The sequence below is a fragment of the Leisingera sp. ANG59 genome, assembly GCF_013317235.1.
Lineage (GTDB): Bacteria > Pseudomonadota > Alphaproteobacteria > Rhodobacterales > Rhodobacteraceae > Leisingera.
The window spans coordinates 158263-170900 of record NZ_WLCM01000005.1 but is presented as its reverse complement, the minus strand read 5'-3'; the positions used below and the strand labels follow the sequence as shown (position 1 = coordinate 170900).

Sequence of the window (12638 nt, the reverse complement as noted above, 5' to 3'; positions counted from 1 at the left end):
AATGCCGCGGTTGCAGGCAGGGGGGCTTTTGGTCCGGCTCGCAGCGCTGATGACATTTGCGCTGCTGCCGCTGGGCTTGATCGCGCTCTACCAGACCAATGCCGTTGTAGATGAAGCCACCCGGCTGTCGCATGCGTCCTTGCTTGACCAGACCGAACGCGCGGCATCCAGGGAACGCGAATTGCTGCAGCGTGCGGGCGGCGCCACAGAAGGGGTCGCGGCGGCTATACTTCCAGTTCTGCAAGATCGCCGCGCCTGCAACGATCTTCTTAAAGCCTTCACAGAAGGCCCAAACCCGTTCACTTTCGCCGCCTTCATTACGCCGGATGGCCGGATGGTTTGCGCATCAGACGGCAAGGCGCGGGATGTGTCTGATCGTTGGATGTACCTGAAAGCCCGCCAGACGTCGCAGTTGTCTTTTGCTCTGGGCCGGGACCTGTTGGGGGAAGGCGGCTCGTTCCTGCTGGCCACCAGCCCGGTGCAAGGCGACGGCATTTTGCTGGGCTATGTTTCCATTGCCATCCCGCACAAGGTGGCCGGAGCCAGATCCGGCAAGAACTTGTCCGAGCGGGGCATCCAGTACGTGACAATCGACGCGCAGGGCGAGATCCTTTCCTCCAGCGTTCCGGAAGAGGAGGCTGCGCAGGTGTTGCCGGTTTCGGTGCCGCGGCGGGATCTTCTGGAGCACACCGGGGAAACATTTTTCGAAGATGACCGTTCAGGCGACGAACGGTTTTTTGCTGTCAGCGACATTCTTTCCGGCCAGGTTTCGGTTGTCGGCAGCTGGCCGGTGGAAAACGCCATGACCGCGGCCAGAAACCCCGCTTCGCTGATGACCCTGGCATTCCCTGTGCTGATGTGGCTTGCCGGGATCTCCGTGGCAGTCCTCGGCCTGCAGCAAATGGTCATCCGCCACCTCAGCGCGCTGCGCCGGGCCATGCGCCGTTATGCGCTGGGAGAGCGCGAAGACCCTCAGCTGGAACTCATCAACCCTCCGCGCGAGTTTGAGGAAGCACAGCAGTCTTTTAACAGGATGGTTGTCATCCTGAGCGAGGCTGAACGGAGGCGCGAGCTGGACTTGCAAGAAAAGACGATCCTGCTGCGCGAGGTGCACCACCGGGTCAAGAATAACCTGCAGCTTGTCGCCTCGATCATGAACATGCAGGGCCGCACAGCACAGACGCCCGAGGCCCGCCGGATGCTGTCGCAGCTGCAGCGCCGGGTGCGGGGGCTGGCCACCATACACCGCAGCCTGAACACCAACCCGGATATCACAACCGTTGACAGCCGCGACCTGATTCAGGAGCTGATCTCGGAAATCGGGTCGATGACCGCCGGTACAGGGCAGGAGATTGTGATCGAAACAGACCTGGCGCCCGTGCCGCTGAGCCAGGATCAGGGTGTCACGCTTTCGATGCTGGTGTCGGAAGCAATGACCAATGCAGTCAAATATCTGGGTGTGCCTGATGGCGGACGCCCGCGGATAGATGTCCGCCTGCGCGAAACAGCGCGGGACTGGCTTGAGCTTGAAATCTCCAATACCAAGGGGCAGCCGCTGGCCACTGAGAATGAAGCCGTTGAGGGTACCGGTATTGGTGCACGGCTGATGATGGCTTTTGCGGCTCAGCTTGACGGCGTTGCCAGTACCGACGAGACGGAGGCGGCTTACACCTACCGGCTGGGATTTCCCGTTACCGCTGGCGCGGTGCCGCCAGCCGCACAGGAAAAAGAACAGTATCATGACGCAGAAGAACCCGCAGCGTGATGACTTCACCTGCCCGGAATTTTCAGTTCTGGTCACGGCTGAACAGGCCTGGCCGGCTTTTGAGCGCACCGTGCTTGAAGCCCGGCAGGAGATCACTGCCAGCTTCCGGCTGTTCGACTTCGCTACCCGGCTGCTGAGCCCGGAAGCCAGGAAAACCGGAGAAACCTGGGCAGAGCTGATCGCTGATGCCCTGCGGCGCGGCGTGCATGTCCGCCTGATCGTGAGCGACTTTGACCCGGTGATGGCGGCCCCGCTGCACGCGGCTGCGCAAAACACGCTTGCCCAGGCCAAGGAGATTGCCAGCGGGCTTGCGCCGGAAGAGGCCGCGCGCCTGTCGGTGACCGCGGCGCTGCATCCAGCGCGGGCAGGCATGCTGCCGCGGCTGGCGTTTTCACCCTTCGTGATCCGCAAGCTTCGCAAGCTGCCGCGGCGTCTCAGGCCTTCCGCTGCGAACCGCGGTCTGCCGCAGCTCTATCCTGTTTCTCACCATCAGAAGGTCGCGGTGATCGACCGGCAGGTTCTCTACATCGGCGGGCTGGATCAGAACCTCCGCCGGTATGACACCACTGCCCACAATCAGCCCGCGTTCAAAACATGGGCGGATGTGCAGTTGCTGCTGCGCGGCCCGGAAGCGGAGGAAGCCGCTGATCATCTCGACAGCTTTCTGGATGACATTGCCGTCCGCAGGCCTCCGCCTGCCCGCAAGCACATCCGTCGCACCTTGTCGGTTCCGCGCCGTGCAGGCTTTTGGGCGCTGTCGCCAAAAACCGTTCTGCGCGAAATCGAACAAGATCATCTGGCCGCTTTTGCCGCTGCCCGCCGCCTGATCTATCTGGAAACCCAGTTTTTGCGATCCAGCGTTATCGCTAAGGGACTGGCGGATGCCGCCCGCCGCAATCCCGAACTGTCGCTGATCCTCATTCTTCCCGGCTTGCCGGAAGATGTCGCCTTCGACGGCAATCAGGATCTTGATGCCCGCTATGGCATGGCGCTGCAGGCGGAAGCGATTGAGACCGTGAGCGCAGCTTTTGGTTCCCGCGCCTGCATCGCCAGCCCGGTGCAGCGCCGGATGGCCGCGCGGGATGCGCCCTCGACTCTGGCGGGCTCTCCGCTGATTTACGTGCACAGCAAGGCGCTGATCACCGACCGGGATTTTGCCCTGGTGGGCTCGGCCAATCTCAACGGGCGCTCAATGCGCTGGGATACCGAGGCAGCATTGCGGATCACCCGCAAGGACCGGATCGCGCAGCTCTGGCAGGCGCTGGCCCGGCACTGGTGGCAGGAAGACCTGCCGGAGGAGGCATTGGATCCGGCCAGCGCCGCCGGCTGGTGGCAGCAGGAAATACGCCGCAATCAGGTGCGCCGCCCCGAGGCACGGCGCGGGCTGCTGGTGCCGCATGATCCGGACAGGATGGCAGAGCTGCAGCAGCCCTTGCCGGGTGCAACTGAAGACATTGTCTGACCGGGACCGGCTTCTGCCACGGTTCCCGGAAGGTTTGAAGCCATCAGCCAAGTCGCATGGAAAGGCCCGGTGCAGTCCTGCACCGGGCCTTGGCGACGGGAGGAAACGCTACAGGGCTCTATTGAGCTTCCTGCGATTCCTCGGTGATTTCGTTGCCAAGCTTCGACACATCCCTGCCGAAGCCTTCGGCAGTCTCGCAGGCGGCCAGGCCCGCCACTGCCAGCAAAGCTATCAGGATACGCATGCGGGCCTCCTTATTTCAGTTTCGAGGCCACATTTCCTGCAAAGGCATCAATGACGGCGTTATAGAACAGATCGCTGTCAGCGGTCACCGATGCTGGGTCGGTGCCTTCGGGGTAATAGGCGTTAAGCTGGTCCGCGGACACGGTCAGGTCATAGCGCATGTCCTTGGAGGAGTCGGCCATGTCGATGTCCACATCGCCCTTCAGCACCCATTCTCCGACACCCAGCGCCTGTTCGAAATTGCTGGCCAGAGACACCGAGTCGATCTCCACATGGATATCCGCCGCGTCCTCAGCGCCGGCTTCAGCGATCTGGCCCACCAGCTTCTCGGCCAGGGCGGTTTCCAGGTCGGTTTCAAGGCTGGTCCAGACCTTGGCCGCCGGATAGTTCTCGATTGCGCTCAGATCGGCTGTCACGTCGATTTCGGAAACCATGGAACCGGCAGAGGCCGCAGTGGCAATAGCTGCAACAAGGGTTGTGGTGCGGATCAGATGTTTCATCGTCGAAGTTCCTTTCCAGTTGTGCCCCTCTTGGGGATGCACCTGCAGAACGCATCGGGCGAAGGAAAGGTTCCTGCTCAAATTCGGCAGGCGGGCAGGCTATCCTTGCATCGGCGGATTTCTGCGGAAAGCAGGCATTTGGAACCACAGGCAGGCGGGCGCGTTGCCCCTTGAACCGGAACAGCCGGAGAGAGGGAGCAGAATGACATCAGCAAAGCAGCCCGTCGAACATGTGCTGAAGGAAACCAGCAGCCTTGCACGCAGGAACCGCGGCGGCATCACTGTCAGCCGGTTTACGGAAGAGCTGGGACAGACGTCGCTTCCGGCCGTGCTGGCAGTCCCGGCGATGGCTGTGGTCACGCCGCTCAGCGGAGTGCCACTGTTTTCTTCTGCCTGCGGCGCCCTGATCTGCCTGATCTCTGTCCAGATGCTGATGGGACGCCGGCACCTGTGGATCCCCGGCTGGCTGGGCCGCCGCAGGATCAAGGCTGATGCCGTGCGCAAGGGGGCGGCAGCGTTGCGCCGCAGCGTGCGCTGGCTGGACCGGCATTCCGGCAAGCGGCTGGCAATGCTGACCCGTCAGCCCTTCCTGACGGTGATCCAGGCTGTGTGCCTGATTTGCGGCGCCATGATGCCCTTGCTGGAAATAGTCCCGTTCTCCTCGTCAGTTCTGGGCGGCGTTGTCAGCCTGCTGGCCGTGGCCATGCTGACCCGCGACGGGCTGATCGCCTTGCTGACGCTTTCCGCACTCTTTGCCGCAGCCGCCGCGCTTGCGGCGGGATTGGTCTGATTGCCGAATGCCTCAGCCGGGCGCCAAAAGACCGGATTCCTTTCGGAACCCGGTCGTGCAAGCCACTTGGCAGTGACGTCCGCCAAGGCGCCGGTACGAGGCAGGAAACCGGAGACCAGGCAGGCAAACAAGCGGCGGTGATCATGGCGGCCTGCAGGCCGCCACGACCCCCAGATCTTATCCCGGCTGGTAGTCCGGCAGCGCTTCCAGCTGCTCGCGGGTCAGATGGGTGATGACGCGCACATCGTTTGCGGCCTGGACGATCTCGATGTCCCCCATTGTTAACTCGACCGGCTTTTCGCCGATCCCCAGAAACCCGCCTACATCGATGATGACTGCTTCGACGCCGCCGTTTGTGTTCACCACAACCTGCGAGAGCTCGCCAATATGCTCGTCCTTGGCGTCATAGGCAGGGGCGCCGGTCAGTTCTGACGCATTGACTTCATTCATGCCCAGGGGTTCCATCGCTGGCCCGTCGGCGTCAGGGATCAGGGCCGACAGCCCTCCCTCGGAAGCGGTGCCGCCGCTGAACGGGCTGCCGGCGGCGTCAGAACCGGTTTGCAGCGGTGCAAACGCCGCCTTGGCTTCACCCATCGCGCCGCCGTCGGCAGAGGCGCTGGCTGCTGGCGTTTCAAGCTGGGCACCGCCTTCAGCACCGCCGGAACCGCTGCCTTCCGTGCCGGCAAAACCCGGAACCGCAGCAGCGGCGATCAGTGAAGCCGAAAGCATAAGCTGTTTCATAATTTGACCTCCTGAATGTTCCGCACTTCAGCGCGCGTGAACTACAGCCACCCAACCCGCGCCAACCCGAAAGGTTCCCGGCAAACTGCATTGTCTCATGGTCCGTGCAAACACCAGGCGCCTTGGGAAACCGGCGCCGGCTCCTTTTCCGGACTCTGCGGCAACTTGCCTCTGGCAGGACAGGAGGCACCGGCATAGGTGGCGGAGTGCCGCTCCCGGGGCGCAAAATCGGGCCGGAAAACATGATTGTGTGATGCGCTTTTTGATCCACGTCAAAGTTCCGGCACTTTGCTTCTGTGACAAGGGCGGCAGCAATGCCACAAGACGGAGAGAGTCCGTGAGCGATTCCAACCCGGCCCCCAGCCTCTATGCCGCCAGAGAGCCGATCTTCCCGCGGCGCGTGTCCGGCAAGTTCCGCAATCTGAAGTGGTACATTATGGCGGTGACGCTGGGGATCTACTACCTGACCCCCTGGATCCGCTGGGATCGCGGCCCCTCGCTGCCGGATCAGGCGGTGCTGCTGGATCTGGCGAACCGCCGCTTCTATTTCTTCTGGATCGAGATCTGGCCGCACGAATTCTACTTTGTCGCGGGCCTCTTGATCATGGCGGGGCTGGGGCTGTTCCTGTTCACCTCTGCTCTGGGCCGGGTCTGGTGCGGCTATGCCTGCCCGCAGACCGTTTGGACCGACCTTTTCATCCTGGTGGAGCGCTGGATCGAGGGCGACCGCAACGCCCGCCTGCGCCTGCACCGGCAGAAGAAGATGGATTTCCGCAAGGCGCGCCTGCGGGTCACCAAATGGACAGCGTGGTTCCTGATCGGCCTCGCCACCGGCGGCGCCTGGGTGTTCTATTTCGCCGATGCGCCGACGCTGGCCTATGACCTGGTGACGCTGAACGCGCACCCGATTGCCTATTCCACCATGCTGATCCTGACCGCGACCACCTTCCTGTTCGGCGGTTTCGCACGCGAGCAGATCTGCATCTACGCCTGCCCCTGGCCGCGCATCCAGGCCGCAATGATGGATGAGGATACCCTCACCGTCGGCTACCGCGAATGGCGCGGCGAGCCGCGCGGAAAGCTGAAAAAGGGCCAGGTGGCGGAAGGGCAGGGCGACTGCATCGACTGCATGGCCTGCGTCAACGTCTGCCCGGTGGGGATCGACATCCGCGACGGTCAGCAGATGGAATGCATCACCTGCGCGCTGTGCATCGACGCCTGCGACGACGTGATGGCCAAGATCGGCAAGCCGCGCGGACTGATCGACTATATGGCGCTGTCGGATGAGACGCTGGAGCGGAGCGGCAAACCGCCCAAGAACATCTGGAAGCACATCCTGCGCCCGCGCACCATCATGTATACCAGCCTGTGGTCGCTGGTCGGTGTGGGGCTTCTATTTGCGCTGTTCATCCGCTCCGATATTGAGCTGACTGTCGCGCCAGTGCGCAATCCGACCTACGTTACCCTGTCTGATGGTTCGATCCGCAACACCTACGACGTGCGCTTGCGCAACAAGCATGGCGAGGCGCGCCCGTTCCAGTTGTCGCTTAAGGGCGATCCGGAAATGCAGATCGGGCTGGAAGGCGTCGAAGGCGAAACCGTCACCGTGCCAGCCGATACCGCACTTTTACAGCGGGTCTACATCGTTGCGCCGAAAGATGCCGCGCCGTCCAAGTCGGGCTCGACTCCGGTGCGCATATGGGTGGAAGATCTGAACAGCGGCGAGCGTGCCCACAAGGACACCAGCTTTAACGGCAAGGGGAACTGAGCCATGGCCAAGCGCGAACGCGAATTTACCGGCAAGCACGCCCTCCTGCTGTTCGGCGGCGCCTTTGCGGTGATAATCGGGGTAAACATCATCCTGGCGGTCAATGCAGTGAAGACCTTTCCGGGGCTGGAAGTGAAGAACTCCTACGTTGCCAGCCAGGAGTTTGACCAGCGCCGCTCCGCGCAGGAGGCGCTGGGCTGGTCGGTCTATGCCTCTTCGGCAGGGGATCAGGTCAAGCTTGAGATCACCGACGCTGACGGCAATCCCGTCGAGGTCGCCAAGCTGAGCGCGACGCTCGGCCGCGCAACCCATGTGCAGGACGACCAGAAACCGGAGTTCACCTTTGACGGCCAGGCCTATGTGGCGCCGGCTGATCTTGGCCCGGGCAACTGGAACATCCGAATGGTGGCACGAGCCGAGGATGGCACCGAGTTCACCCAGCGGGTGATCCTGCATGTGAAAGGCTGACCGCGATGACCGCGCAGCTCCGCCCCTTGCTTGCCGCCTGTCCCGCCTGCGTCGCCGCCCCGCACGACGGTGCGGAGCAGGCGCCAACCGAGGCGCGGCTGGCGCTGTCCTTGCCGGGCATCCACTGCCAGGCCTGTATTGCGACGGTGGAGCGGGAGCTGAACGCCCATCCCGGCATCCATTCGGCACGGGTGAACCTGACCCTGAAGCGGGCGCTGATCGAGGCGGACCCGGACGTGCGCGTGGCGGACCTGATCCCGGTGCTGGAAAAGGCCGGTTTTGAGGCGCATGAACTGGATCTCGCGGCGCTGGCGGCCACCCAGAACGACAAGGCCGGGCGGGATCTGCTGATGCGGCTGGCGGTGGCCTTCTTCGCCTCGATGAATGTGATGCTCCTGTCGATTTCGGTCTGGTCCGGCGCGTCTGACGCGACGCGGGACATGTTCCACTGGATTTCGGCTGCGATCACATTTCCTGCCATCATCTTCTCGGCGCAGCCCTTCTTTGCCAATGCCTGGACAGCGCTCCGGGTCGGGCGGCTGAATATGGATGTGCCGATTGTCCTGGCGCTGGTGCTGGCGCTCGTCACATCGCTATGGGAGACCTTCCTGTCAGGCGAGCACGCCTATTTCGACGCGGCGCTGACGCTCACGTTTTTCCTGCTGGCGGGCCGCTATCTGGACTACCGCACCCGCGCGGTGGCCCGGTCGGCAGCAGAGGAGCTGGCGGCATTGGAAGTGCCCCGCGCCATCCGGCTGCTGGACGGTGACGAATACGAGGTGCCGGTGGCGGATTTGGCCATCGGCGACCTGATCCTGGTGCGCCCCGGCGGGCGGATGCCGGTGGATGGCGAGATCGTTTCAGGCCAGTCGGAGCTCGACCGCTCGCTGCTGACCGGGGAAACCCTGCCGGTCTTTGCGGATCCCGGCCTGGCGGTTTCAGCGGGTGAAGTGAACCTGACCGGCCCGCTGACCATCCGCGCAACCGCGGTGGGCGAGGACACATCGCTGCACCGCATGGCCGATCTGGTCGCCATCGCAGAATCCGGCCGGTCCCGCTATACTTCGCTCGCCGACAGTGCTGCGAAACTCTATGCCCCCGGCGTGCATATCCTCTCGGCGCTCGCCTTTGCCGGCTGGTATCTCTACACCTTCGACATCCGCACCTCGCTCAACATTGCCGCTGCGGTGCTGATCATCACCTGCCCCTGCGCGCTGGGCCTTGCGGTGCCTGCCGTGACCACGGCCGCCTCGGGCCGCCTGTTCAAGAAGGGCATGCTGATCAAACACGCCACCGCTTTGGAGCGGCTGGCGGAGGTCGATACCGTGGTCTTTGACAAGACCGGCACGCTGACCGCCGGCACGCCGCAAGTCACCAATCTGGGCGACCATGCCCGCGCGGATCTGGAGATTGCCCTGGCGCTGGCCGAAGGCTCCTCGCACCCTCTGTCCGTGGCGCTGTCCCGCGCGGCCCGCGAAGCCGGGATCAAGCCCGCCAGCGTTCAGGACATCACCGAGGTGCCCGGCTACGGCGCCGAAGGCTTGTACCGCGGCAGCCGTGTCCGGCTCGGCAGGGCGGCCTGGGTCGGCGCGGAGCAGGGCAGCCAGACGGCGGCCTGGCTCGATACCGGGGCAGGGGAGGCCAAGCCTTTCGACTACACTGATGCCCTGCGTCCCGGTGCGGCGGAAGCGGTGGCGGCGCTGAAGGCGGCCGGCAAGGATGTGCTGCTGATCTCCGGCGACACCACCGGCGCGGTGGAGGACCTGGCTGGGCGGCTGAACATTTCCAAATGGGTGGCTGAGGCGCTACCTGCGGATAAATCCGCCCGCGTTCAGTTGCTGGCGGATCAGGGCAAGAAGGTGCTGATGGTCGGTGACGGCCTCAACGACACCGCAGCACTGGCTGCGGCGCATGTCTCCATCTCTCCGGCCTCAGCCCTGGACGCGGCGCGTGTCGCCTCCGATATCGTGCTGCTGGGGCAGGATCTTGAGCCCATAGCCGAGGCTTGCGGCGTGGCCCAGAAGGCCACCCGCCGCATCCGCGAGAACTTCCGCATTGCCACGCTCTACAATGTGATTGCAGTGCCGCTGGCGATCGCCGGGCTGGCAACGCCCTTGATTGCAGCGCTGGCGATGTCTACCTCCTCCATAACCGTTTCCCTCAACGCGCTGCGGCTGCGCTGAGCCCGCGCCCGCAAGACTGGTACCAAACCTATGAGCGTCCTTGCCTATCTGATCCCGATTTCGCTGATCCTCGGTTCAGTGGGGCTTGCAGCCTTCTTCTACACGGTGCGCAGCAACCAGTACGACGACCCCGAAGGCGATGCCCGCCGGATCCTGAACGACGAGTGGGACGACAAGCCCAAGCCCTGACGGACTGTTCAGCAGTCAAGACCTCCCGCCCCCGCAGGTGCCCTGGCTGACGCCGGAACACCTTGGCGGCGTTGGGCGTGGCACCGCGCCATGCGCGGTGCCACGCCCAACGGGAGGATGGGTTTTCGAATGAAAAGCCTGACGACGGGCGGGAGAGCCCGCTGGAAAGAGACGGCAGGGCAAGAAAAAAGGCGCCTCAGGGGCGCCTTTTCTGATTTGAGGTCTCACCGCACTCAGGACGGGCCGATCGGCGCGCAGGTCACGTTGCGGGCGTTCAGGCGGCGGCAGGCCAGTTCCGCCTGCTCCTGGCTCATGCCCAGGAAATTGGCCTCGAACCCGCGGCGGGTCTTGGCCACTTTGCGCAGGGTGCCGTCCAGTGTTTCCAACTCCGACAGCGCCGTGCGCAACAGCACCTTCTCGGCCTGGTAGCGGCTGGTGTAGAGCCCAACATTGACGCCCCAGTAGCGCCCGCCGGAGGTGGACAGGCGGGTCACGACGACGGGCTCCGGCTCCGGTGCGGCTCCGGTCAGGCTGGCGGGGCGGGCCACGGGGCGAAGGCCGGTGAAGGGCACTTTCTGCACGGCAGCGATGATGACCGGCTCCGCTGTCTCTTCTGCAGGCTGCGGTTCGGCTTCCGCTTCGGCAAGGGCAACTGCAATGCTCTCACGCAGGGCATCACCCTGAACAATGCTATCCGCACTGACGGTCTGAAGGTTCTCAATCTGCTCCTGCGGGCTGTTTTCCACCGGGTTTCCCGCCGTTTCAGAAGCTGTTCCTGCGACGGCCTCAGCAGAGGCAACGGCTACAGCCGGAGCGGTATCCTCTTGCGGCTCTCTAACCGGTGTCTGAAGTGCTTCCTCAAGCGCGGCAACCAGCACCGGCGATTCGCTGCTGCCCGGGCGGGTTTTCGGGCGCAGGCTTGTGTTTACCTGGCCGCTCACACGGAGGGTCTTGCCTGCCACCTCATGCGAGGGACCGTCATCTGCGTCGGCAACCACCACATTGCCCGAGCCCTGATAGGCCGGCCGCTGCGGCTTGCGCAGGGCCGCGCGTGAGGGCGCCCGGCGGAAGCCAAGGTCCAGCAGTTCCGCCACCTTGGCATTGCGCGAGGCGGTGGATTTGCCGCCGAACACGGTGGCGATGATCCGTTCGTTGCCGCGCTTGGCCGAGGCCACCAGATTGAAGCCGGCGGCGCGGGTGTAACCTGTCTTGATCCCGTCGGCGCCGCGGTAGGCCGCCAGCAGGCGGCGGTTGGTATTGGGAACCTCGCGGATGCCGGCATTGGTCGATCGGCGCGAGAACAGGTTGTAATACTCCGGATAGTCATACAGCAGGTGCCGCCCCAGCGTGGTCATGTCGCTGGCGGTCGACAGATGCCCGCTGGCAGTCAGCCCGTGAGCGTTCTTGAAGGTCGTGCGGCTCATCCCCAGCGCCTTGGCGGTGCGGTTCATCCGGCGTGCAAAGGCCGCCTCTGACCCGGACAGGGTCTCGCCGATGGCGGTGGCGGCGTCATTGGCGGACTTCACCGCCGCAGCGCGGATCAGGTAACGGAAGGCGATCTTCTGCCCCGCCTTGAGGCCCAGCTTTGACGGCGGCTCGGCGGCGGCGTTGCGGCTGATCCGGACTTTGGTATCCAGGGTGATCTCGCCGTTCCGCACCGCTTCGAATGCGATGTAGAGCGTCATCATCTTGGTCAGCGATGCCGGGTGCAGGCGGGTATCGGCATTGCGCGAATGCAGCACTTCGCCAGTGCGGGCGTCGATCACCATCGCCGCATAGGGCGCAGCTGCGGCCCGCTGCGGCTGGAGCGCCACTGTAAAAACTGCCAGAAAGAAGACCGCGGCCGCCCATAGGAGCCGGGTACGGGAATACCGGCCAGACGCCGGACTTACCTGCGTGATCACTGCCATGTTTGCCTCGTGCCGCCGGTTTTCCGGCTGACGTTTTTGCCTGTGCTGAAAAGCGTAACACAGGGTTTACGAGGAATAAACAGGTGCGAAAGCGCCCTGTTGGGCGGTTCGGGCAAACTGTGCCGGCATCTTGTATGTGGGCCGGGTCTGGCCGCTAGATGCGGCAAGTCCTAACGAAATGTTATCAAAAAAAGTTGCCGCTGCGGCCGGAGGCAGAGGCCGGAGGCGCGTGCCACGGGGGCTTCTGCCCCGATTTCCGGTCATCCGGTGTGCAAATTGGTCACATAGAACGGGGTGGAATAGCTAAGGCCGAGGGAGAATTCGCAGGGCTGATGCAGCCGCGCTTTGATGCGGGATTCGAGGTCCGCCAGCAGCGCCTTGGAAAAGGCTTCATCCCGGTGCGGCTTGGTCAGCAGGGTCACGCTGACGGTGACATGCGTGCGGTGGAACCGGCCGGCAGGGTAGGCGCGGCCTTTGCAGGCGCCCGCGCCGCCGTCATGCTCCAAGATAACGGTTTCGATTTCAGCCAGAATGGCCTCTGCATCGACGTCCAGGTCGCTGGAGTACTTCAATTCTGCGTGCGGCATCTGTCCGGGGCTCCTCTGGCATTCCCCGAAGC

At 63.8% G+C, this 12638-nt stretch carries 12 protein-coding genes; 7 read left to right on the top strand and 5 right to left on the bottom strand.

Annotation, left to right across the window (positions count from 1 at the left end):
* The first annotated feature begins 49 nt into the window (after positions 1-49).
* Complete coding sequence (locus GKC28_RS07210) at positions 50-1765, top strand: sensor histidine kinase (RefSeq protein WP_174146230.1); 1716 nt, start codon at positions 50-52, stop codon at positions 1763-1765.
* Entirely contained in the window at positions 1740-3227 is a 1488-nt protein-coding gene (locus GKC28_RS07205; protein WP_174146229.1) for a phospholipase D family protein, read from the top strand. Before GKC28_RS07210 ends, GKC28_RS07205 begins: the two co-directional genes overlap by 26 nt.
* A 118-nt stretch (positions 3228-3345) precedes the next feature.
* On the opposite strand, the gene GKC28_RS07200 is transcribed toward GKC28_RS07205, so the two are convergent.
* Together GKC28_RS07200 and GKC28_RS07195 are read right to left on the bottom strand one after the other, a co-directional pair.
* Positions 3346-3471: an entericidin gene (locus tag GKC28_RS07200; protein ID WP_174146228.1), complete on the bottom strand. Its 126-nt coding sequence runs from the start codon at positions 3469-3471 to the stop codon at positions 3346-3348.
* A 10-nt stretch (positions 3472-3481) separates the two neighbouring features.
* Complete coding sequence (locus tag GKC28_RS07195; RefSeq protein ID WP_174146227.1) at positions 3482-3970, bottom strand: hypothetical protein; 489 nt, start codon at positions 3968-3970, stop codon at positions 3482-3484.
* A gap of 202 nt (positions 3971-4172) precedes the next feature.
* Between GKC28_RS07195 and GKC28_RS07190 the strand changes: the two genes are divergently transcribed.
* Complete coding sequence (locus GKC28_RS07190; RefSeq protein ID WP_174146226.1) at positions 4173-4760, top strand: exopolysaccharide biosynthesis protein; 588 nt, start codon at positions 4173-4175, stop codon at positions 4758-4760.
* A 177-nt stretch (positions 4761-4937) separates the two neighbouring features.
* Here the strand turns inward: GKC28_RS07190 and GKC28_RS07185 are convergent, their stop codons facing one another.
* Positions 4938-5501: a PRC-barrel domain-containing protein gene (locus tag GKC28_RS07185; protein ID WP_174146225.1), complete on the bottom strand. Its 564-nt coding sequence runs from the start codon at positions 5499-5501 to the stop codon at positions 4938-4940.
* Between the two features lie 337 nt (positions 5502-5838).
* Between GKC28_RS07185 and ccoG the strand changes: the two genes are divergently transcribed.
* Genes ccoG through ccoS form a run of 4 tightly spaced genes read left to right on the top strand, consistent with a single transcriptional unit; the run spans position 5839 to position 10109 of the window.
* Positions 5839-7269, top strand: coding sequence for a cytochrome c oxidase accessory protein CcoG (ccoG, locus tag GKC28_RS07180; RefSeq protein WP_174146224.1), 1431 nt, complete (start codon positions 5839-5841; stop codon positions 7267-7269).
* Positions 7270-7272: 3 nt separating this feature from the next.
* On the top strand, positions 7273-7737 hold the full coding sequence (locus tag GKC28_RS07175; RefSeq protein WP_174146223.1) for a FixH family protein: 465 nt from the start codon (positions 7273-7275) through the stop codon (positions 7735-7737).
* A gap of 5 nt (positions 7738-7742) precedes the next feature.
* Positions 7743-9920 carry a heavy metal translocating P-type ATPase gene (locus GKC28_RS07170; protein WP_174146222.1) on the top strand — a complete coding sequence of 726 codons (2178 nt, stop codon included), beginning with the start codon at positions 7743-7745 and terminating at the stop codon, positions 9918-9920.
* 30 nt (positions 9921-9950) lie between these two features.
* Positions 9951-10109 (top strand): cbb3-type cytochrome oxidase assembly protein CcoS, encoded by a 159-nt coding sequence (gene ccoS / locus GKC28_RS07165; protein ID WP_019297180.1) that lies wholly within the window; start codon positions 9951-9953, stop codon positions 10107-10109.
* Positions 10110-10342: 233 nt separating this feature from the next.
* On the opposite strand, the gene GKC28_RS07160 is transcribed toward ccoS, so the two are convergent.
* Both GKC28_RS07160 and GKC28_RS07155 read right to left on the bottom strand, forming a co-directional pair.
* Positions 10343-12019: a D-alanyl-D-alanine carboxypeptidase family protein gene (locus GKC28_RS07160; RefSeq protein WP_174146221.1), complete on the bottom strand. Its 1677-nt coding sequence runs from the start codon at positions 12017-12019 to the stop codon at positions 10343-10345.
* A 260-nt stretch (positions 12020-12279) separates the two neighbouring features.
* A complete protein-coding gene (locus GKC28_RS07155; protein ID WP_174146220.1) occupies positions 12280-12606 on the bottom strand; it encodes a hypothetical protein in 327 nt (108 codons plus the stop codon).
* Between the last annotated feature and the right edge of the window lie 32 nt (positions 12607-12638).